This is a genomic window from Mesorhizobium sp. B2-3-7, from assembly GCF_006442695.1.
In the GTDB taxonomy this organism is placed as follows: domain Bacteria; phylum Pseudomonadota; class Alphaproteobacteria; order Rhizobiales; family Rhizobiaceae; genus Mesorhizobium.
Genome location: NZ_VFVV01000020.1, coordinates 19,694 through 41,746 on the forward strand (window position 1 = coordinate 19,694; position 22,053 = coordinate 41,746).

Annotated in this window: 19 protein-coding genes; 9 read left to right on the forward strand and 10 right to left on the reverse strand. The window is 64.1% G+C overall.

The window, feature by feature from the left end:
* Positions 1-41 precede the first annotated feature (41 nt).
* Positions 42-926 (reverse strand): DMT family transporter, encoded by an 885-nt coding sequence (locus FJ940_RS27300; RefSeq protein WP_181171821.1) that lies wholly within the window; start codon positions 924-926, stop codon positions 42-44.
* 173 nt (positions 927-1,099) lie between these two features.
* On the reverse strand, positions 1,100-1,507 hold the full coding sequence (locus FJ940_RS27305) for a DUF2000 family protein (RefSeq protein WP_140525592.1): 408 nt from the start codon (positions 1,505-1,507) through the stop codon (positions 1,100-1,102).
* Positions 1,508-1,556: 49 nt separating this feature from the next.
* On the opposite strand from FJ940_RS27305, the gene FJ940_RS27310 reads away from it, so the two are divergent.
* On the forward strand, positions 1,557-2,426 hold the full coding sequence (locus FJ940_RS27310) for an AraC family transcriptional regulator (RefSeq protein ID WP_140525593.1): 870 nt from the start codon (positions 1,557-1,559) through the stop codon (positions 2,424-2,426).
* A 16-nt stretch (positions 2,427-2,442) separates the two neighbouring features.
* Here the strand turns inward: FJ940_RS27310 and FJ940_RS27315 are convergent, their stop codons facing one another.
* Entirely contained in the window at positions 2,443-2,913 is a 471-nt protein-coding gene (locus FJ940_RS27315) for a MarR family transcriptional regulator (protein ID WP_140525594.1), read from the reverse strand.
* A gap of 414 nt (positions 2,914-3,327) precedes the next feature.
* Between FJ940_RS27315 and FJ940_RS27320 the strand changes: the two genes are divergently transcribed.
* The 5 genes from FJ940_RS27320 (at position 3,328) to FJ940_RS27340 (ending at position 9,149) form a co-directional block, all read left to right on the forward strand.
* The gene (locus FJ940_RS27320; RefSeq protein WP_140501147.1) at positions 3,328-4,407 is read left to right on the forward strand and encodes a GTP-binding protein; all 1,080 of its coding nucleotides are present in this window, start codon (positions 3,328-3,330) and stop codon (positions 4,405-4,407) included.
* 128 nt (positions 4,408-4,535) lie between these two features.
* On the forward strand, positions 4,536-5,510 hold the full coding sequence (locus tag FJ940_RS27325) for a WD40 repeat domain-containing protein (RefSeq protein WP_140567820.1): 975 nt from the start codon (positions 4,536-4,538) through the stop codon (positions 5,508-5,510).
* 98 nt (positions 5,511-5,608) lie between these two features.
* On the forward strand, positions 5,609-6,982 hold the full coding sequence (locus FJ940_RS27330; protein ID WP_140658463.1) for an aspartate aminotransferase family protein: 1,374 nt from the start codon (positions 5,609-5,611) through the stop codon (positions 6,980-6,982).
* A 47-nt stretch (positions 6,983-7,029) separates the two neighbouring features.
* On the forward strand, positions 7,030-8,415 hold the full coding sequence (locus FJ940_RS27335; RefSeq protein ID WP_140501251.1) for a glutamine synthetase family protein: 1,386 nt from the start codon (positions 7,030-7,032) through the stop codon (positions 8,413-8,415).
* Positions 8,412-9,149, forward strand: coding sequence for a UdgX family uracil-DNA binding protein (locus tag FJ940_RS27340; protein WP_281405890.1), 738 nt, complete (start codon positions 8,412-8,414; stop codon positions 9,147-9,149). Before FJ940_RS27335 ends, FJ940_RS27340 begins: the two co-directional genes overlap by 4 nt.
* A 9-nt stretch (positions 9,150-9,158) precedes the next feature.
* Here the strand turns inward: FJ940_RS27340 and FJ940_RS27345 are convergent, their stop codons facing one another.
* The 4 genes from FJ940_RS27345 to FJ940_RS27360 all read right to left on the reverse strand — a co-directional run bounded on the left by FJ940_RS27345 (position 9,159) and on the right by FJ940_RS27360 (position 13,738).
* Positions 9,159-10,424, reverse strand: a complete 1,266-nt coding sequence (locus FJ940_RS27345) for a glycerate kinase (RefSeq protein ID WP_140525599.1) — start codon at positions 10,422-10,424, stop codon at positions 9,159-9,161.
* A 184-nt stretch (positions 10,425-10,608) separates the two neighbouring features.
* Complete coding sequence (locus tag FJ940_RS27350) at positions 10,609-11,115, reverse strand: heme-degrading domain-containing protein (protein WP_140580611.1); 507 nt, start codon at positions 11,113-11,115, stop codon at positions 10,609-10,611.
* 89 nt (positions 11,116-11,204) lie between these two features.
* Complete coding sequence (guaD, locus tag FJ940_RS27355) at positions 11,205-12,518, reverse strand: guanine deaminase (protein WP_140525601.1); 1,314 nt, start codon at positions 12,516-12,518, stop codon at positions 11,205-11,207.
* A 2-nt stretch (positions 12,519-12,520) separates the two neighbouring features.
* The gene (locus tag FJ940_RS27360; RefSeq protein ID WP_140658465.1) at positions 12,521-13,738 is read right to left on the reverse strand and encodes a urate hydroxylase PuuD; all 1,218 of its coding nucleotides are present in this window, start codon (positions 13,736-13,738) and stop codon (positions 12,521-12,523) included.
* 138 nt (positions 13,739-13,876) lie between these two features.
* Between FJ940_RS27360 and FJ940_RS27365 the strand changes: the two genes are divergently transcribed.
* From FJ940_RS27365 to FJ940_RS27375, 3 genes are all read left to right on the forward strand, one after another.
* Positions 13,877-14,797: a LysR family transcriptional regulator gene (locus tag FJ940_RS27365; protein ID WP_140558761.1), complete on the forward strand. Its 921-nt coding sequence runs from the start codon at positions 13,877-13,879 to the stop codon at positions 14,795-14,797.
* Positions 14,798-14,905: 108 nt separating this feature from the next.
* Complete coding sequence (locus FJ940_RS27370; protein ID WP_140558762.1) at positions 14,906-15,889, forward strand: LLM class flavin-dependent oxidoreductase; 984 nt, start codon at positions 14,906-14,908, stop codon at positions 15,887-15,889.
* The gene (locus FJ940_RS27375; protein ID WP_140558763.1) at positions 15,886-17,142 is read left to right on the forward strand and encodes an LLM class flavin-dependent oxidoreductase; all 1,257 of its coding nucleotides are present in this window, start codon (positions 15,886-15,888) and stop codon (positions 17,140-17,142) included. The genes FJ940_RS27370 and FJ940_RS27375 overlap by 4 nt, the downstream gene beginning before the upstream one ends.
* A 13-nt stretch (positions 17,143-17,155) precedes the next feature.
* Here FJ940_RS27375 and xdhC read toward each other — a convergent pair whose 3' ends face one another.
* From xdhC to xdhA, 3 genes are all read right to left on the reverse strand, one after another.
* Positions 17,156-18,163 carry a xanthine dehydrogenase accessory protein XdhC gene (xdhC, locus tag FJ940_RS27380; RefSeq protein WP_140658466.1) on the reverse strand — a complete coding sequence of 336 codons (1,008 nt, stop codon included), beginning with the start codon at positions 18,161-18,163 and terminating at the stop codon, positions 17,156-17,158.
* A gap of 62 nt (positions 18,164-18,225) precedes the next feature.
* Positions 18,226-20,571, reverse strand: a complete 2,346-nt coding sequence (xdhB, locus tag FJ940_RS27385; protein ID WP_140658494.1) for a xanthine dehydrogenase molybdopterin binding subunit — start codon at positions 20,569-20,571, stop codon at positions 18,226-18,228.
* A complete protein-coding gene (xdhA, locus tag FJ940_RS27390) occupies positions 20,571-22,052 on the reverse strand; it encodes a xanthine dehydrogenase small subunit (RefSeq protein WP_140658467.1) in 1,482 nt (493 codons plus the stop codon). The genes xdhB and xdhA overlap by 1 nt, the downstream gene beginning before the upstream one ends.
* Position 22,053: the final 1 nt, after the last annotated feature.

Below are 22,053 nucleotides of genomic sequence, written 5' to 3' on the forward strand. Positions count from 1 at the left end.
AACTGTTTAAAGGCGGCCTTATGCCACCCTTCGAGGCTAAATCAAAGTTTTTTTGCCAGCGCTTCCGCCTCGACGTCCAGCACCGCACGATTGCGCAGGCGCAGCCGGTGCTCGCGATGGACGATGTAGAGACCGCTGGCGACGATGACGGCGGCGCCGACGAGCGTCCAGCGGTCGGGGAACTGCTTGAAGACGATGAGCCCGGAAAGGATCATCCACACCATCTGCGAATAGGGATAGGGGGCGAGCGCGGTGGTGGTGGCCATGCGATAGGCCTGCACCAGAAGCCAATGACCGACGCCGCCAAAGACGCCGAGCATGAGCAGGATGAACCAGTGCCAGCCATCATGCGGCAGGGAAAACGAGAACGGCAGCATGGGCAGGAGCACCACCGCCGGGGCCAGTGCCGAAAACAGGATGAGGCTTTCCGATGTCTCGGTCGCCGACATGCGCCGGGTCATGATCACATAGAAGCAGTTCGACAGCATCGAGCCGAGCGCGAACAGGTGGCCGATGCCGAAAACGCCGACTCCCGGCCTTGTGATGATCAGAACCCCGGCGAACGCGGCCAGGATCGCCAGCCACCGCCGCCAGCCCGCCCATTCGCCAAGCAGCGGGCCGGCAAGTGCGGTGATGACCATCGGCCCGAAGAAATAGATCGATGTCGTCTCGGCCAGTTGCAGGGACCGCAGGGCCAGCACGTTGAAGATGGTCGAGCCGAACAGGAACAGCCCGCGCAGGACATGAGCCGGCAGGTTGGCCGGACGGAACCGCGCCGCTTCACGCCAGCCGCGCAATAGCGCGCCGACCAGCACGACATGCACGGCAAAGCGCACCCAGGCGACGACAAGCGCGGAGACGCCGGCTAGGACGAGGTATTTGCTGCTGGTGTCGAGAAAGGTGAAGAAGACATAGGTGGAAAGCATGCACAGGATCGCCACCGGCGGCGTCGCGCTTTCTGAAGATGTTTGGGGAGCACTCACTTGCAGGCCGGATGGAAAGCTGGGCTGAGGCCCACCTTTTGCGGCAATTGCGGGCGTGCGGCAAGCCAAAAGCGGCTGGCACAACAAGACGCGCCGACAGGCTCAGGCCGGCGCCGTCAGGGATGCATGCGAGCGCCCTTGGTGATCTTGTCGACCGTCTTCTTGTCGGCGCGCAATCCAATGCCGACCACCTTGGCGTCTTCCGGCGCGAATTCGGCGAAGACGGCGCGGTTGGCGGCGTCGAACCCGGTCGAGAACATCTCCTCGACATAGAGCGAGCTCGTTACTCCGCGCTCCAGGGCGCGGCTGTGGATCGCGCCGAGTGTCACCTGGTCGGCGGACAGCACGATGACGGGCTGGATCGACAGCGGATTGTAGACATTGCCGGCGCGGTCACGATAGGGCTCGCCGATGATATCGGGGAACTGCGCGACGACGCCGCTGGTCAGGAATGCGGTGACGTTGAGTTTTTGCCAGACCGGCAGATCATCCCTGAGCACGATTGCAAATTTCGTATCGAACATGAGACAGTGACCATTCGTGGTTATGCCCCTTTCAAGGCGAAAGGAAGCGATGTCGCTCGATCTAGGCAGCCAGGCGTTCCAGGGTCTTGGACGTTTGTGCGCGGAGGCTGCGGAAAACTGCATCATTCCCGCCCGCGACCCCGCCGGCATGGAGCGCATCGAGGCGCGATTCCACGGTAGCGCCTTCGACCTGCATCGCCACGACACCTATGCGATCGGGGTGACGCTGCAAGGCGTGCAGAGCTTTCGCTATCGCGGTGCGGTGCGGCATAGCCTGCCTGGCCAGATCATCGTCCTGCATCCCGACGAACTGCATGATGGCGGCGCGGGAACCGAGGACGGGCTGCGCTACCGGATCCTCTATCTGGAACCGTCGCTGATGCTGGACTGCCTCGGCGGCGCATCGTTGCCTTTCGTCAGGCAAGCCGTGGTGGCGGACGAACGCCTGCGCGCGACCTTGCTTTCGGCGCTGGGTCCACTGGAGGAGGAACTCGACGAGTTGTTCGTCGCCGACTTCCTGGCGCAACTTATGCAAGGGCTCGCCCGCCATGCCGGCCAGCCGGCGAGAGCGGTGCCGGGAACGGCCTGGCGGGCGGCCGCTCTGGCGCGCGACTATCTCACGGAAAACTCTGCCCGGCCCGTGCGATCCGACGAGTTGGAGGCGGTTACCGGGTTCGACCGCTATGCCTTGTCCAGGCATTTCCGCGCCGCTTTCTCCACCAGCCCGCATCGTTTCCTTTTGATGCGCCGGCTTCAGCGCGCGCGGCGCATGATCGCCGCCGGCGAGCCGCTGGCACAGATCGCGGCCGAAGCCGGTTTCAGCGACCAAAGCCACTTCAACAGGCAATTCAAGAAGGCATTCGGCATGACGCCGGGACGCTGGTCTTCGCTGATCCGTGGGTCCGCCGCGGTGGCCTGATCACCGCAACCGGCGGTCAGTCGTCCGACTCGGCGTCGTCGTCGATCAAGGCCAGGTCTTCGTTCGAAAGATTGGCCTCGATGCGGGCAAGAAATTTGAACAGTGCCTTCTGGTCCTTCTTGTCGAGGCCCTTCAGCGCCTGCTTTTCGGTCTTCTTCACCGACTTTTCGATGGCGCGGATGGTCTCGCGACCGGTGTCGGTGAGAAAGATATGCGCCTGGCGGGCATCGGCGTCGGAGGCGCGCTTTTGCAGAAAACCCTGTGCCTGCAGCCGATTGATGGTCTTGGTGATGGTGGGCGGGCGCACGCCGAGCCGGCCAGCCAGATTGCCCGGGGTCTGGCCGTCCTCGCGGTCGAGCGCCAGCATGATCTGGTCCTGGCCGGCATAGAAGCCATGCGCCAGCAGCCGTGCCGCAAGCGCTGTTCTTGCCAGCCTTGCCGCCGAATGCAGCCGGCTCATTGTCGCAGTCTTGTCCGCCTTGGCCATGGTCATCCCTCTTCGGCCATACCGGTGCGGGCAGCATAGACGCAGCCGGCCGGTTGGCAATCGACGATCAAAAAAGATTCCGGCGCCTGAAACAGCTTTGCCGGCAAGCATTGCGGTACCCGCCGTGGCTAATGCCAGATGATTATTTCAGTTAGATGACAAACGACTTTTCGCGAAAGCGATTGCGGTGGATCGGCCGGCCGTGGTCGTCCACAGGCTCTTTTTGCGCACCGATACCGCATGGCCTGCAGGGCGCCGCCAGCCGCCTAGTTCGACGAGACGCTGACCTAGGGATTGGACCGCAGCCATTCGCGGTTTGCCTCGTGCAAAAGCCCGCCGCGCATCCTATATGGAGCCGACAATCCCTTTCGAGGCCGCCGAAATCTTTCAAGGCCCATCCATTCGAGGCAAGCCATGAGCGACGCACAGACGCAGATCCCCGTAACCGTTCTGACCGGCTATCTCGGCGCCGGCAAGACGACGCTGCTCAACCGCATCCTGTCGGAAAACCACGGCAGGCGCTACGCCGTCATCGTCAACGAATTCGGCGAGATCGGCATCGACAACGACCTGATCGTGGAGTCCGACGAGGAAATCTACGAGATGAACAATGGCTGCGTTTGCTGCACGGTGCGCGGCGACCTGATCCGCGTCGTTGAGGGCCTGATGCGCCGGCCCGGCCGCTTCGACGCCATCGTGGTGGAGACCACGGGTCTCGCCGATCCGGTGCCGGTGGCGCAGACCTTCTTCATGGACGACGACGTGCGCTCCAAGACGAAGCTCGACGCCGTGGTGGCGCTGGTCGACGCCAAGCACCTGCCGCTCAGGCTGAAGGATTCCAAGGAAGCCGAGGACCAGATCGCCTTCGCCGACGTCGTCGTGCTCAACAAGACCGACCTCGTCACACCAGAAGAACTGGCCAAGGTGGAAGCGACGATCCGCGCCATCAACCCGGCCGCAAGGATCCATCGCACCACCCGCGCCGGCGTGGCGCTGTCGGAAGTGCTCGACCGCGGCGCCTTCGACCTGTCCAGGGCGCTGGAGAACGACCCGCATTTCCTCGAGGCGCATGACGACCACCATGGTCATGATCATGATCATGACCACGACCACGATCATCACCACCACGATCATGACGGGCACGATCATGACCACGATGGACACGACCATCACGCGCACCCATCCGACATCCATGACGTGACGGTGCAGTCGGTTTCGCTGCGGGGAGGCGAGATGGATCCGAAGAAATTCTTCCCCTGGATCGAGAAGGTCACCCAGATGGAGGGGCCGAACATCCTGCGCCTGAAAGGCATCATCGCCTTGAAGGGCGACGACGAGCGCTACGTCATCCAGGGCGTGCACATGATCATCGAGGGCGACCACCAGCGCGCCTGGAAAGACGGCGAGAAGCATGAGAGCCGGCTGGTGTTCATCGGTCGCGAACTGGACCCCGAACGGCTGAGGAAGAGCTTCGAGGCCTGCCAGGCCGCTTGATTTCCGGACTTTATGGCGGTAGCGCTGCCCGCTCTTCCTTCTCCCCTTGCGGGAGAGGGTGGGGCCGCGCCTGGCGCGCTGGCGGCTCCCGAGACGACCAGCAACAATCTGGAATGGACCTGTCCTACATGCCGACCGTCGCCCCGCTTGATCTCGAAGGCCATTGCCTTGCCGCCGCCTTCCTCCGCGACGTGCCGCATTTCGCGCTGGCCGACGGCACCGTCCATCGGCTCGACAATGGCCACAAGACGGTGCAGGCCAATGACGGGCTGCTCGCGGCCTTCCACGATGCCGCCAATGACCGGCTGCTCACCGGCGGCGAAGACGGCAAGGTGTTTGCGGTGAAAGCGGGCGGCGAGGCCAAGGAATTGGCGAGCGCGGGCAAGAAGTGGGTCACCAGCGTCGCCGCTGGCCCGCAAGGCGCCATCGCCTACGCTACAGGCAAGACCGCCTATGTGCGCTTTGCCGACGGCCACACAAAAGACTTCGCCCATCCGCGTTCGGTCGAGGGGCTGGCATTTTCGCCCAAGGGCATGCGCTTCGGCGTCGCGCGCTACAATGGCGCGACGCTGCATTTCCCGGCCGCCGAGGGCAAGCCGGTGGAGCTCGAATGGGCCGGCGCCCATACCGGCATCACCTTCTCGCCGGATGGCGCCTTCCTGGTCACCACCATGCAGGAAAACGCGTTGCACGGCTGGAAGCTGGCGGACGGCAAGCACATGCGCATGAGCGGCTATCCCGCCAAGGTCAAAAGCCTGTCATGGAGCGTGAAAGGCAAGTGGCTGGCGAGTTCCGGCGCGCCGGCGGCGATCGTCTGGCCGTTTTCAGGCAAGGACGGGCCAATGGGCAAGGCGCCGCTGGAACTCGGTACGCGCGGCAATGCGATGGTGACCTCAGTCGCCTGCCATCCGAGCCAGGATGTCGTCGCCATCGGCTATGAGGACGGCATGGTGATGGCGGTGCGTTTTTCCGACGCCAAGGAAGTGCTGTTGCGTCGCCCCGGCAAGGGCGCCATCACCTCGATGATGTGGGACAGGGAAGAACGCCGCATCGCCTTCGGCAGTGCCGCCGGCGACTGCGGCGTTATCGACATCACGGGTTAGGGGAGTAGGGGAGTAGGGCAATATGGGAGCGGGTTTAGAGCATCCGGGCCGTTGAGCGCCTACCCCACTACTCCACTACTGCGCCAGAGAGGGGTTTCATGCACAGCGCCCACACGTCCATTGGCGGCGTCAGCCGCGACCGCATTGCCGCATTGCGGGATACCGAAGGCGCCAGCTTCCGCAAGGCGCGGCCGAAATCGCAGGCCAAGGCCGGCAACGGCCTGCCCGGCTTCTTCGGTGGCGTGCCGATGCACTGGATGAACGACTGGCCGACGCCGTTTCCGATCCTGGTCGAGAGCGCCAAAGGCGCTACGATCACCGACATCGACGGCAACAGGCTCGACGATTTCTGCCTCGGCGACACCGGATCGATGTTCGGCCATTCGCCGCCGGCGATAGCGCGCGCCATCCGCCGGCAGGCCGGACGCGGCCTGACATACATGCTGCCTTCGGAAGATGCGCTCGCCATTGGACCGCTGCTGCAACAGCGCTTCGGCCTGCCGTTCTGGCAGATCGCCACGACGGCGACCGATGCCAACCGCTTCGCGCTGCGCGTTGCCCGCGCCGTCACCGGGCGAGAAAAGATATTGGTTTTCAACGGCTGTTATCACGGCTCTGTCGACGAGACGATGGTGCGGCTGATCGACGGCAAGCCGGCCAACCGGCCCGGATTGGCCGGAGAATTCCGCGACCTGACCCGCACGGCCAAGGTCATCGAGTTCAACGACGTTGCCGCGCTGGAGGCAGCGCTCAGGGACAAGGATGTCGCCTGCGTCATCGCCGAACCGGTGCTGACCAATTCCTGCATGGTGCTGGCCGATCCCGGTTTCCACGAGGCGCTGCGAAAGCTGACCCGCGCGGCCGGCACGCTGCTTCTGATCGACGAGACGCATACGATCTCGACCGGACCGGGCGGCTATTCCGCGAAATACGGGCTGGAGCCGGACCTGTTCGTGCTAGGCAAGCCGATCGCCGGTGGTGTACCGGCAAGCGTATGGGGCATGAGCGAAGAGGTCGCCTCGCGCTACGCCGACTACAACAGGACGAAAGAGCCGGGTTATTCCGGCATGGGCACGACGCTCTCGGCCAATCCTCTGCAGTTTGCCGCGATGCGCGCCGCGCTCGAAGAAGTGATGACGGTCGAGAACTACGACCGCATGGATCATCTGGCGCGGCGGCTCGATGCCGGGCTGACCACGGTCATCGACCGCTACCGCCTGCCATGGCATGTCGCCCGCGTCGGCGCCCGCGTCGAATTCATCTGCGCGCCGGGCCCGCTGCGCAATGGGGCGGAGGCGGAGGCCGCGCAAGCGCCGGAACTCGAAGCCGCCATCCATGTCGCGCTGGTCAATCGCGGCGTGCTTATCGCGCCCTTCCACAATATGATGCTGATCTCTCCGGCGACCACTGGCGCCCAGGTCAACCGGCTGATCACCGCCTTCGGCGCAGTTGCGGCGGAGCTTGCGGCATGAGACAAGCCACCCAACAGACAGGCGCGCAAGCCAGGCCGGGCTCCATCATGACTTCACCTTCGGGCTCGACGCCCACCGAGGCGCAGGCCTTTCTCGACGCCCATCCTGAGATCGAAGCCTTCGATATCGTGCTGACCGATGCCAACGGCGTCGGCCGTGGCAAGATCGTGCGCCGGCACGAGCTGAAAGCCATCTTCGAAGGCGGCCGGCACATGCCGATCTCGATCCTCGGCCTCGACATCACCGGCGAGGACGTGCACGAGACCGGGCTGATCTGGACCACCGGCGACGGCGATCTGCGCGCCTGGCCGATTCCTGGCACGCTGGTGCCGCTCCACGGGACCAACCCGCCGCGCGGCCAGGTGCTGATGGCGATGTATCATCTCGACGGCGCGCCGATGTCATCGGACCCGCGGCTGGCGCTGGCAAGGCAGGTCGACATATTGGCGTCCAAGGGGCTGTACCCGGCCGGCGCCTTCGAGCTCGAATTTTTTCTCCTCGCCAATGAGCGCGACAGCGACGGCAAGGTGCAGCCGGCGCACGCCGTGCTGGATGGCCGCGTCTCGGGCAAGACCGAGGTCTACTCGGTCGACCATCTGCACGGCATGGAGCCGCTGTTTACCGACATCTATGCCGCGGCCAAGGCACAGGGCATTCCGGCCGAGACCGTGATTTCCGAATATGCGCCCGGCCAGTACGAATTGACGCTGAACTACCGCAAGGATGTGATGCGGGCGGCCGACGACCTCGTCATGCTGAAACGGCTGGTTCGGGCGCAGGCGCGCCGCCATGGCGTCACCGCTTGCTTCATGGCCAAACCGATCGAGAAATATGCCGGCTCCGGCATGCATTTCCACGTCTCGCTGCAGGACAAGGCTGGCCGAAACGTTTTTTCGGAGGCCGGTGGCGAGAGTTGGTCGCTGCCACTGCTGCGCGGGCTGGGCGGCCTGATCCAGACCATGGCGGAATCGATGCTGGTGTTTGCGCCGCACGCCAATTCCTGGCGGCGCTTCGTCTCCCAATCCTATGCACCGGTGGCGCCGACCTGGGGCGTCAACAACCGGTCGGTGGCGCTGCGCGTGCCGGCGGGCGACGCCAGGAACCGGCGCATCGAGCATCGGCCGTCGGGCGTCGACGCCAACCCCTATCTGATCGCGGCAACCGTGCTTGCCGGCATCGTCAAAGGGCTCGACGAAGGCCTCGACCCCGGCCCCGAGACGACCGGAAACGGCTATGAGGCGGCGGTGACGCGCACGACCATGCCGGTCGACTGGCGCGCGGCGATCGAGGCGGCCAGAGCGTCCAGCTTCCTCAAAGGCGCGCTTGGCGAAGACCTGCACCGCACCTTCGTGGCGATCAAGCAGTCCGAATACCTGCGCGTGGCGCGCACGGTCAGCGAGCTGGACTATCACCTCTATCTGCACGAGGTCTGAGCCCTCGGAGGAACCATCGCCCTTCCCGTCCATTTCAGTGTCAGAACCGACAGGACAGGATGATGGCGACCACAGGCCAAACGCATGAAGCGAAGAGGCCGGCCAGGCGCATTTCCGGGCCGTCCGACGAGCCACTGCCAGATGTCACCTCGATCTCGGAGCTGCGTGAGGTAGCGAAGGCTTGCCACCGCTGCCCGCTGTGGCGCGATGCGACGCAGACCGTGTTCGGCGAAGGGCCTGACGGCGCCAAGGTGATTTTCGTCGGCGAGCAGCCCGGCGATCAGGAAGATCTCGCCGGCGCTCCCTTCGTTGGCCCGGCCGGCAGGGTGTTCGACGCCATACTGGACGACGCCGGGGTCGACCGCCAGAAAGTCTACGTCACCAATGCGGTCAAGCACTTCAAGTTCGAGCCGCGCGGCAAGCGTCGCATTCATTCCAAGCCGAACGCCGGCGAGATTCAGGCGTGCCGCTGGTGGCTCGACCAGGAATTCGGACTGATCAAACCGAACCTTGCCGTGGCGCTTGGCGCAACGGCGGCATTGTCGCTGCTCGGCAAGGCGGTTCCGGTGACGAAGATGCGCGGCCAGGCGATCGAGCGGGAAGATGGCACGCGTGTGTTCATCACCATCCATCCATCCTTCATCCTGCGCATCCGTGACCGTGCGGACAAGGAGGCCGAGCGAGAACGGTTCCTTGACGACATGAAGCAGGTGAAGCGGCTGATGGCTGCCTGATCCAAACGATTAGCGAATCAGGATGGCCCTGAGATCGTTGACATTGGTGCCGGTCGGACCGGGCACGAACAGATCGCCGACCGCGTTGAAAGCCGTCCAGGCATTGTTGCCTGCCAGCATCGCCTTGGCGTCGATGCCGGCCGCGCGCATGCGCGCGACCGTGGAACCATCGGCGAAGGCGCCGGCATTGTCCTCCGAGCCGTCGATGCCGTCGGTGTCGGCGGCCAGGGCGTGAATGCCCTTCACATCATTGATGCCGATGGCGAAGGCGAGCAGGAATTCGGAGTTGCGGCCGCCTTTCCCCTTGGCACGCAGCGTCACCGTGGTCTCGCCGCCGGACAGGATCAGCACCGGCTTTGAGAAAGGCCGATTGCGTGTCGCTACTTCGCGCGCGATGGCCGCGTGAACCCCGCCCACCTCGCGGGCTTCGCCTTCGATGGCATCCGAGAGAATGACAGCTTCCATGCCCTGTCGGCTCGCTTCCGCTGCGGCTGCTTCGAGCGACACGCCGGCGGAGGCGATCAGATGCACCTCGTTGCGCGAAAAGCGCTCATCCCCGGGAATTGGTGCATCGGCGGCCGGTGAATTGATATGCGCCATGACCGAGGCCGGCAGGTTCATGCCGTAGGCTGATATCGACGCCAGCGCATCCGCCCGGCTGCCGGTGTCGGGAACGGTCGGGCCGGATGCGACCAGCGCCGGATTGTCACCGGGAATATCGGAGACAACCAGCGACACCATTTTGGCCGGCCAGGCGGCGGCGGCCAGCCGGCCTCCCTTGATGGTGGAAAGATGCTTGCGGATGGTGTTCATCGCCGCGATCGGCGCGCCCGACGCCAGCAGCGCCTCGTTGACGGCGATCTCGTCGGCCAATGTCAGGCCGGTTGCCGGTGACGGCAGCAGCGCCGAACCGCCGCCGGAAATCAGCGCCACCACCAGATCGTCGGCGGTCAGCCCTTGCACCTTCCCGAGCAGCCGCCGCGAAGCCTCGAGCCCGGCGGCGTCCGGCACCGGATGCGCCGCCTCGATGATCTCAATGCGCTCACATTTCGCGTCATAGCCGTAGCGGGTGACGACCAGTCCTTCGAGCGGGCCGTCCCATGCTTTCTCGAAGGCCGCCGCCATCTGCGCCGAGCCTTTGCCGGCGCCGATCACGATGGTGCGGCCCTTGGGCCTGACCGGCAAATGATAGCGGATGGTCTTTTCCGGATCGGCGGCGGCGACGGCGGCGTTGAAGATGGAGGTGAGGAAGGATTTGGGATCGAGAATGGTCATATCCGGCAGCCAGCAGCGTTTCGCGCATTCTTGCAGAGCTGACGTTGCGCCTCACCCCGACCCTCTCCCCGTGAAGAACGGGCATAGGGGGATAGCCAGCGGTGGAGCGTTTCACTTCCACCCGCAGCAGCTACAGCGCAGCTGCTGCGAAGGACGGGCAGGCGGATGAGGGGCGGCGCCGATGTCACGATTTTTCTTCCGGCGGCAATACCAGTTCGCGCTTGTCGAGGCCCAAATGATTACACAGCGCATCGACCACCACGCCGTGATCCTCGCGCTCCGGCAACCCGGAGACGGCGATGACGCCGATGACCCCGACACCCTTGACCGTGACGGGAAAGCCGCCGCCGGCCAGCACGTAGTCAGCAATATCCAGGCCCTCGCCGATCTTGAAAGTGCGGTCGGGGCGCTGCTGTTCCAGCACCATGCGGTAAGTGCTTTTCAGGAACCGCTTGACGACGTTGATCTTGCGCCGCGCCCAGTCGGGATTGGAAGCGTTCGAGCCCGGCATGGCGGCGTAGAACAGCGGCCGGTCGAAGGTCCTGATGTCGACTATGACCGGGAGATTCTCGGTGAGCGCCCTGTCGCGGATCGCGGACCCGACACTGAACGCGACTGCCTCGTCGAAGGCGGGAAAGACAAGGACTTCCTCCTGTCTCTTGATCAGAGCGATGTCTTCGGCAACGGCCATGTCGTTCCCCTTTCAACGTCGCCGCACGCTTTGACGGATGGTTGCCGCTGGGTCAAGCCCGGGTCAAGCAAGGAACGCGCCGTCACGTTCTAAATTGCCAAATCGGTTTTTGCCGGCCGACCCGCCACATAGACCTCGCGCACGGCGCGATCATCGCCCAGCGTCTGCAAGAGAAAGAGTTCCTGCGCCAGCGTCTCGACGGTCTCCATCCTGAGCCGCATCGACGACGTCGCCCTGGCGTCCAGCACGACGATATCGGCATCGGTGCCTTCCTCCAGCGTGCCGATCCTTTGCGCCACCGACAGCGCCTCGGCGTTGCCGCGCGTGACCTGCCAGAAGGACTGGAACGGGTTCAGCTTCTCGCCGTTCAGCGCGATCACCTTGTAGCCCTCGTCCATGGTGCGCAGCATGGAATAGTTGGTGCCGCCACCGACATCGGTGGCGGCGGCGATGCGGAGGGCTTTATCGCGGGTGCGGTAGCGCTGATAATCGAACAGGCCGGAGCCGAGGAAAAGGTTCGAGGTCGGGCAGAACACGGCTACGGAGCCGCTGTCCGAAAGCGCGTCCGCTTCCCGCTCCGACAGATGGATGCAATGGCCGAGCAGGCTCTTTCTACCCAACAGCCCGTAATGCTCATAGACGTCGGTGTAATCGCGCGACCACGGATAAAGCTCCTGCGTGAAGGCGATCTCGGCATGGTTTTCCGACAGATGCGTCTGGATGTGCAGGTCGGGGTATTCGCGGCATAGCGCGCCGGCCATCTCCATCTGCTCCGGCGACGAGGTGATCGCGAAGCGAGGGGTGATGGCATAAAGCTGCCGGCCCTTGCCGTGCCACTCCTTGATCAGCGCCTTGCTGTCGTCATAGCCCGATTGCGGCGTGTCGAGCACGCCATCGGGCGCGTTGCGGTCCATCATCACCTTGCCGGCGATGTTGAGCATGTTGCGGTCATGCGACTCGGCGAAGAAAGCTTCTGCGGAGGCCTTGTGCACGGAACAGTAGGCGGCAACCGTCGTGGTGCCGTGGCGCACCATCTCGTCGAGGAATAGCCGCGCGACGCGCCGGCCATGCTGCGCATTGGCGAACTTCGTCTCCTCCGGGAAAGTGTAGGCGTTCAGCCAATCGAGCAGTTCCGCGCCGTAGGAGGCGATGATCTGCATCTGCGGGAAATGCACATGGGCATCGATGAAGCCCGGAAGCAGCAGATGCGGCCGGTGATCAATCCTTCTCGTTGTCTCGCCTGCCTTCCTTTCAACATCGACGTAAGCGCCCGCAGCGACGATCCCGCCGTCGTGGATCAGCAGGCCGCCATCCTCCTCGTAGCGCCAGGCGGAATGATCATCGATGCTTTCAGGCCAGCGCACGAAGGACAGCGTGCGGCCACGCAGAAGTGTCGATGTCATGCTTATTTCCCCGCGCCTTCGAACCAGGCCACCAGCAGCGCCCGCTCCTTGTCGGTGATCTGGCTGACATTGGCGGGCGGCATGGCATGGCTGCGGCCGGCCTGCAGATAGATCTCGCGGGCATGCTCGGCGATGCCGGCGTCTGTATCCAGCATCACGCCCTTGGGCGCATGGTAGATGCCCTCGTAGACCGGCTCCTGTGAATGGCACATCGAGCAGCGGCCGAGCACGGTGTCGCGCACGGCCGGGAAATGGGCCGAAGCGATATAGACTTGCGCCGAGGCGGACGCCTTCGGTTCGCCGGTCAACACCTTCGGCACGGTGGACAACCAGACGATGATGAGGAACAGGACAAGGGCGCCCAGCCAGGTCCAGTGCGGGTTGCCGGCGCGCTTGTGCACGGTGTTGAAGTAGTGGCGGATCAACACGCCGATGATGAACACCAGGGAGGCGATGATCCAGTTGAACTCAGTGCCGAACGCCAGCGGGTAATGGTTCGACAGCATCAGAAACAGCACCGGCAGCGTCAGGTAATTGTTGTGGAGCGAGCGCTGCTTGGCGATCTTGCCGTATTTCGGATCCGGCTTGCGGCCGGCGATGAGGTCGGCAACGACGATCTTCTGGTTGGGGATGATGACCATGAAGACATTGGCCGACATGATCGTGGCGGTGATGGCGCCCAGATGCAGGAAAGCGGCGCGGCCGGTGAACAGATGGGTCAGTCCCCAGGCGATGAACACCAGCACGCAGTAGAGCACCAGCATCAGGCCTGTATCGCTTTTGCCCAGCGGCGAACGGCAGAGCAGGTCATAAATCACCCAGCCGACGCCGATCGTCGCCATCGACAGGACGATCCCGACCGGCACAGACATCGGCAGCACGTTGGGATCGATCAGGAACAGGTCGGCCCCGGCATAGTAGACCACGCACAGCATGGCGAAGCCGGACAGCCAGGTGGCGTAGGATTCCCATTTGAACCAGGTGAGGTGTTCCGGCATCTCGGCCGGCGCGACCAGGTATTTCTGGATGTGATAGAAGCCGCCGCCATGCACCTGCCACTCCTCGCCGAAGGCGCCGACAGGCATGCCCGGTCGCTGGCGCAAACCGAGATCAAGCGCGACGAAATAGAAGGACGAGCCGATCCAGGCGATGCCGGTGATGACGTGCAGCCAGCGCACGGCAAAGCTCAGCCAGTCCCAGAAAATAGCGAAATCCATCATTGAAGTCGTCCCTGCCGATGAAGCGACTTTACGGTGTGGCGCGCAAACGGAAAGAGGCGAGGTGTGCGATGACTTTCAAAAAAAATTGGAAAATACTAGGTTGCTCGCACACAGCTTGATTGAAAGCCCCTGAACCGCATGGCCTATCTCGACAACATCGCCGTCTTCGTCCGCGTGGTCGAGCTCGGCAATCTGTCGGCGGCCGGGCGCGACATGCGCATTTCGCCGGCGGTTGCTTCCAACCGAATCAAGGAGCTGGAGAAGCACCTTGGTGTGCGGCTGTTCAACCGCACGACACGACAATTGATGCCGACCGAGCATGGCACGGTGTTCTACACCGGCGCCAAGCAGGTGCTGGAAGCGATCACCGAGGCGGAGGCCGCGGTTTCGGCCCTTTCCGGTCAGCCGCGCGGCACCATCCGCGTGACCGCGCCGCTCGGCCTCGGCCGCCGCCTGGTCGCCTCGGGTATTCCCGATTTCCACGACAAATATCCTGATATCGAAGTGCGGCTGAGGCTCTCGGATCACAATGTCGATATCATGAAAGAGGGCATCGACGTCGCCTTCCGACTCGGTATCATCGAAGATTCCAGCCTCAGGATGCGCGGCATCATGGAATGCGAGCGGGTGCTGGTGGCGGCACCCAAATATCTGGAGGCGCGCGGAGAGCCGGCCGAGCCGCAGGAACTGATCAGCAGGAAGCACGATTGCCTGATGCTGCGCTATTCCGGCGCGCGCGAATATGTCTGGACCTTGCAGACGCCGAACGGACCGCAGAAATTCGAGGTGCACGGGCCCTATGATACGGACGATGGCGACGTGCTGACCGGCTGGGCGCTGTCGGGGCGCGGCATCATCAACAAGCCGCGCTTCGAGGTCGAGCCGTTCATCCGCGACCGGCGGCTGAGGATCATCCTGGCCGGCACGCCGCCGACGCCGGTGCAGTTCGCCGCCGTCTATCCGCACAAGAAGCTGCAGGACCCGAAGGTGCGCCTGCTGCTGGATTTCATGGCCGAGCGCTGCCAGCGGCTGATCAAGGACATACTGGTCGGCAAGTGAGCGGCTCCTGGCCCAGTCGCAAGGGTTGCCTTGCGCGAAGGCGAACTTAGGTTCGCGGATGCCGCCTCATGGCCGATGGGCTTTGCGCCGACTGACGAGCTAGCCACAATGCATCTCACCGTTTCGCTCAACATTGCCTCCACGGCCGGGCAGGCCGGCGCGCTCACCTTCAGCGACTTGGCCGGCTTCGCGCAGCGGGCGGAAGCGGCCGGGCTGGACATGATTGTTCTCGACGATGCGCCGCCGGGCAGGGCCGGGTCGGGCAACCCGTTCGAAGCGACGACCCTGCTTGCCGCACTGGCGACCGTGACGAGCAGGATCGGGCTGGTCGCCACCGCGTCGATGGTTGCCCACCAGCCCTACAATCTGGCGCGCCGGTTCGCCTCGCTCGATATCATCAGCCACGGTCGCGCCGGATGGAACGCAACGATGGCGCAGGCGCCGAGCGAGGCGGCCAATTTCAGCCGGCCGGATGGATTTTCCAGCGACGAGTTTCGCCGCCGCTCCGAGGAATACATCGGCATCGTCCAGGGCTTGTGGAATGGCTGGGAGGCGGACGCGCTGTTGTTCGACAAAGACAGCGGCCGCTTTCACGATCCCGGAAAAATGCACCAACTCGACCACAAGGGCGAATTCTTCGCCGTGCGCGGACCGCTGAACGTGGCGCGCTCGCCGCAGGATACGCCGGTTCTGGTCCTGTCCGGCCTGGCGGCAGGCGACCTCGACATTGCCGCGCGCACAGCCGATGTCATCCTGCTGGACGAAAGGCAGGCAGCGCGGCGCAGGGCACGCCATGACGAATTCAGGCGCCGCGTTTCCGCGTCCGGGCGCGAACCGGATGCCGTGAGAATATTGGCTGACATATCCCTCGCCGCCAACGGCGTCGCCGGGCTGGCCGACAGGATGGAGGAAGAATTCCGGGCGAACAATTGCGACGGATTCAACATCCGGCTGTCCGCGCACATTTCAGCGCTCGACGATTTCACCAATCGCGTTCTGCCGGAGCTGCGGCGGCGCGGCGTGATTCGACAGAGCCATGGGGGCACAACGCTGCGCTCGCATCTGGGACTCAGCGGCGGAGGCGACCGATGACCGCGCGCCAGATGAAGCTCGGCGTCTTTCTGTGGGCGACGGGCCACCATATCGCCGCCTGGCGGCATCCCCAGGCCCATGTGAAGGCCGGGATCGACATCGATCATTACGTCGCGCTGGCGCGCACGGCGGAAGCGGCGAAATTCGACCTGTTGTTCTGCGAGGATGCGGCCGGCCTGCGCGAAGCCGATGTCAGCATCGCCAGCCAGACCTCGCGTTCGATCGGCTTCGAGCCGATCAGCCTGCTTTCCGCACTCGCTGTCCAGACCAGCCGCATCGGCCTCGTCTCCACGGCTTCGACCAGCTACAACGAGCCTTACGGGCTGGCACGAACCTTCCTTTCGCTCGACCAGCTGAGCGGCGGGCGCGCCGGCTGGAACCTGGTCACGTCGGCCAGCCCGATCGAGGCCGCCAACTTCGGCGCAACGGGTCTCAGACCCCACGCCGATCGTTATGAACGGGCACGAGAATTCGCCGAAGTCGTCACCAGGCTTTGGCACGGCAAGCTCGGCGCCTCCGGCCATGACGGCCAGAGCTTTTCGGTGTGCGATCCACTCGATTTGCCGCGTTCGCCGCAGGGCGCCCCGGTCATGGTTCAGGCCGGCGCCTCGGATGTCGGCCGCGATCTCGCCGCTCGCACCGCCGATGTGGTGTTCACCGCCGCGCAGACTTTCGCGGAAGCGAAGGCTTTCTACGACGATCTCAAGGGCCGTCTGGCGGCCTATGGACGCGAACCGGACGACATCAAGATCATGCCCGGCGTCGCCCCGGTGGTGGCGGAAACCGAAGCGGAAGCGCGGGCGAAATACGAGGAGCTGCAGGAGCTGATCCCCGATGACGTCGGCGTAGCGCTGCTGTCCAGCTATCTCAGCATCTCCGATCTTCGGCGCTATCCGCTCGACGGGCCGCTGCCCGAATTGCCGGAGAGCGAAGGCATGAAAAGCCGGCAGGCCCTGGTCATCGAGCAATCGCGCCGCGACGGCCTTTCCATCCGCCAGCTTGCCCGCCATTTCGCCGGCGCACGCGGCCATTGGCGCATCGTCGGGACCGCGGTGCAGATCGCAGACGAACTCCAGGCCCGGTTCGAGGGCGGTGCGGCGGACGGCTTCAACGTCATGCCGTCATATTTCCCCGGCGAACTCGATGCCTTCGCCACCCTAGTTGTGCCGGAGCTGCAGCGGCGCGGCCTGTTTCGCAGGGAGTATGAGGGCCGCACACTGCGCGATCATCTGGGCTTGAAGCAACCGGTATAGCCGCGACGTGACCTTACCCGGCCAACGTCCTATCATGCGGCATCTGACGTCCGGCATTTGACGCGGCGCCGTGATTGACCAGCGCCGTCATGATCTCGGCGGCCGCTAGCGCAGCAATGACGGATGGGCGCTTGTCTTTCACGGCGTCACCGCCAATTGGGGAAACGAGGCGGGCAAACTGCGCTTCCGTACCCTCCGCCGATTTCAGCAACCAGTTCCTGAACGTCGCTTTCTTGGTCTTCGAGCCGATCATGCCGACATAGGCGGTGTCGCCACGCTTCAGGGCTTCGGCGACAATCAGGAAGTCCAGCGCATGATCATGGGTGAGGATGGCGAAGGCGCTGCCTGCAGGCGCGTTGCGCACCTCGGCTTCAGGCATCGGGGTCAGCCGCGTCTCGATGGCTTGCGGCATTCCTTCAAGCGCGTCGGCCCGTGTTTCGATGACGACGGCACGCACAGGGAGAAGGGCGACCGCGGAGGCCAGCGCCTGGCCGACGTGGCCGCCGCCGAAAATGTAGACATAAGGCAGTTCAGCCTGCTCGATTTCCGCGGCCGAAATCAGCTCCTGCGCCAACGTCGCATCGACGAGGCGGATCGACACCTCGACGCGCCCGCCGCAGCATTGGCCGATCTCCGGACCGAGCGCCACGTCGAGGATCACGTGGGCGTCGGGGCGGGTCTCTTCACCCTCCCCCTTGTGGATAGGGTTGGACGACGTCGTCGTCGAGGGATCTGTGAACGCCGCTCCCCCGCCCCGTTTCGCTGACGCCGCTTCGCGGCGTCCGCTCGCCGACCCTCCCCGCAAGGAGGAGGGTAAAGAGCCCAGCATCTGCCGTGCCTTGTCGATGGCCATATATTCCAGTTGGCCGCCGCCGATCGTGCCCGATGTCGCTGCTTGCGAGACGAGCATGAAGGCGCCCTTCTCGCGCGGCGTCGAGCCCTTCGTCGCCGCGACCTCGACGAGCGCGACCCGGCCGGTTTGGCCAAGAAAGGCTTTCAGGCTTTGCACAGTCGTGTTCATTTTTTACATTCCCTGTCGGGAAATATAGGCCTTTTCGGCCTGTTTTGCACGTTTTGCCGGAGTCAGGTCTTCGCCTCTTTCTTCAGCCGCTCGATCGCCATCAGCACGCGTTCCGGTGTCGCAGGTGCATCGAGACGTGGACAGATCCTGTGGTCGGCGACGCTTGCCACCGCGTCGGACAGGGCATGCAGCACCGACATGCCGAGCGGGAAGGGCGGCTCGCCGACCGCCTTGGAGCGATGGATCGTCGGCTCACCGGCCTCCGGCCAATCGGCCAGTGTCACGTTGAAGATCTTAGGCCGGTCCGACGCCAGCGGGATCTTATAGGTCGAGGGCGCATGCGTGCGCAGCCGGCCCTTGTCATCCCACCACAGTTCCTCGGTCGTCAGCCAGCCCATGCCCTGGATAAAGCCGCCCTCGACCTGGCCGAGGTCGATGGCGCGGTTCAGCGAGCGGCCCGTCTCGTGCAGGATGTCGGTGCGTTCGACCATGTATTCGCCGGTCAGCGTGTCGACCGAGACTTCCGAGCAGGAGGCGCCATAGGCGAAATAATAGAAAGGACGGCCCTCGCCCTTGTCGCGGTCCCAGTGGATCTTCGGCGTCTTGTAAAAGCCGGCCGCCGAAAGCTGGATGCGGGCCATATAGGCCTGCTTGACGAGGTCGGCGAAAGGTATCTCCTGGTTGCCGATTCGCACCCTGTTGGGCAGGAACAGCACCTGGTCGCGTGGCACCTGGTATTTCTCGGCGGCGAAATCGGTCAGCCGGTCCTTGATCTGGCGGGCGCCATTCTGCGCCGCCATTCCATTGAGGTCGGTGCCGGACGACGCGGCGGTGGCCGAGGTGTTCGGCACCTTGCCGGTGGTCGTCGCGGTGATCTTCACCTGGTCGAGATCGATCTGGAACTCTTGCGCCACCACTTGCGCCACCTTGACGTTGAGGCCCTGCCCCATCTCGGTGCCGCCATGGTTCAGATGCACCGAACCGTCGGTGTAGACATGCACCAGCGCGCCGGCCTGGTTGTAATGCGTGGCGGTAAACGAGATGCCGAATTTGACCGGCGTCAGTGCGAGGCCTCGCTTGATGAAGCGGCTGTTGTTGTTGAAGGCCGAGATTTCGCGCCGGCGCCTTGCATAGCTGGCGCTTTCTTCCAGTTCCGCGACGATGCGGTGGATGATGTTGTCCTCGACCGCCTGGTGGTAGGGCGTGACGTTGCGGTCGGCGGTTCCATAGAAATTCCGCTTGCGGATCTCAAGCGGGTCCTTGCCGACGGCAAACGCCACCTCGTCGATGATACGCTCGGCGCCGACCATGCCTTGAGGGCCGCCGAAGCCGCGAAAGGCGGTGTTCGAGACCGTGTTGGTGTAGAGCGGCGCCGACTGTGCATGCACAGCCGGCCAGAAATAGGTGTTGTCGCAGTGGAACAGCGCGCGGTCGGTGACCGGGCCTGAAAGGTCCGCAGAAAAGCCGCAGCGCGCCGCGAACATGAAGTCGACGCCGAGAATATTGCCCTCATCGTCGAAGCCGGCTTCGTAGTCGATGAGGAAATCGTGCCGCTTGCCGGTGGCGATCATGTCGTCATCGCGATCGGGCCGGATTTTCACTGCCCGATGATGCTTCTTGGCTGCGATCGCGGCCAGCGCTGCAAACTGGTTGCCCTGCGTTTCCTTGCCGCCGAAGCCGCCCCCCATGCGACGCATTTCCACGGTAATGGCGTTGCTCGGCACGCCGAGTGCATGACCAACCATGTGCTGGACTTCGCTCGGATGCTGCGTCGAGGAATAGATGGTGACGTCCTGATCCTCGCCGGGAACCGCCATCGCGATATGCCCTTCGAGGTAGAAATGCTCCTGGCCGCCGACGCGCATTTTTCCTTTCAGCCGGCGGGGGGCCTGACGGATCGCAGCAGCCGCGTCGCCGCGCTTCAGCGTCAGAGGCGGCGTGACGAGTTTGTCCTTGCTCGGATCAAGCGCGCCGATGTCGGTGACGAAAGGCAATTCCTCGTATTCGACCCTTGCCAGCCTCGTGGCGCGCCGCGCCTGCTCGCGCGTCTCGGCAATCACGCAAAAGATCGGCTGGCCGAAAAACTGTACCTTGCCGTCGGCGAGTACCGGCTCGTCATGGCGCCCGGTCGGCGAAATGTCGTTCTCGCCCGGCACATCCTTTGCCGTGAGCACGTCGATCACGCCGGGGGCGGCGCGCACCGCCGACAGGTCCATTTTGGCGATGGCGGCATGCGTGGCCGTGGCCAAGCCGAGGCAGCCATGCAGCGTGCCCGCCGGTTCGGGCATATCATCGATGTAAACGGCGCTGCCGCTGACATGCTTGTGCGCGGAATCATGGCGCTGGTCTGTGGCGACGCCGCCGACGATCTTTTCGGCCTTTAAATTGGCGCTGGCGTGCTTGTTCATCATGCCGCCTCGTTGCGCGACACCTGGAACGGTGCCCTGGTGCCGGTGGTTTCGACAAAGAAACGCAGCAACAAGTTTTTCGCCGCCAAAGCCCGATATTCAGCGCTTGCCCGCATGTCGGTGAGCGGCGTGAAATCCGTTGCGTATTCGGTCATCGCCGCCTCGACTGTTTCTTCGGTCCAGGGTTTGCCGAGCAGAGCTTTCTCGACCGCCGCAGCCCGCTTCGGCGTCGCCGCCATGCCGCCATAGGCGATGCGGATATCGGCCACGGTGCCGTCCCTGGCCAAGGTCAGAAAAAACGCGCCGAGGGCGGCGGTGATATCCTCGTCGCGGCGCTTGGTGATCTTGTAGACGCCGAACTTCGTTTCGTTTGCCGGAACCGGCACATGCACGGCCTCGACGAACTCGCCGGCCTGCCGGTCCTGCTTGCCATAGGCGATGAAGAAATCCTCGAGCGGGATCGTGCGCCGCTTGCTTCCACGGCGCAGCGTCAGCCGCGCGCCGAGCGCGATGAATGGCGGCGGTGTGTCGCCGATCGGCGAGCCATTGGCGATGTTGCCGCCGATCGTGCCCATGTTGCGCACCTGTTCGCCGCCGATGCGATCGAACAATGGCCCGAGCGCCGGGATGCGTTTCGACAGCATCGCGAAGGCATCGGAATAGGTGACGCCGGCGCCGATCGAGATCACGTCCTTGTCCTCGGCAATGGCGCACAGCCCGTCGAGATTGCCGATGAAGATGACAGGCGAAATATCGCGCATGTGCTTGGTCACCCAGAGACCGACATCGGTCGAGCCGGCGACGATGGTGGCGCCCGGTTCCTTGTCGAGCACGGCGGCGAAATCGTCAACGTCAGCCGGCACGACGAGCCGCGCCTTGCCGGCGCCGATCTCGATCCGTGCGCCGTCGCCCATCGCCTCGAGTCTGGCCATGATCGACTGACGCTCCAGCGCCAGCGGATCCTTCTGTGCTTTGCCGTAGCTGGAGATGGCGCGAGCCGCGCGCATGATCGCCTCATAGCCGGTGCAGCGGCAGAGATTGCCCTGCAAGGCCTTTTCGATGGCCGCGTCCGACGGTTCCGGTGATTTCATCCACAAGCCGTAAAGCGACATGACGAAACCTGGCGTGCAGAAGCCGCATTGCGAACCGTGGAAATCCACCATCGCCTGCTGCACCGGGTGCAACTGGCCCGGCGTTCCACGGAGATGCTCGACCGTCACGACATGGGTGCCGTCCAACGAACCCAGAAAGCGGATGCAGGCGTTGACACTTTCATAGACCAGTTCGCCGGCGGAAAGCCTGCCGACCAGCACGGTGCAAGCGCCGCAATCGCCCTCTGCGCAGCCTTCCTTGGTGCCGCGCAGCGATCGGTCGAGCCGCAGCCAGTCGAGCAAGGTCGCGTCAGGCGCCACGGATGACAGCACGACATCCCTGCCGTTGAGGATAACACGAATATCGTTACGGATCTTGACCTCGGCCACG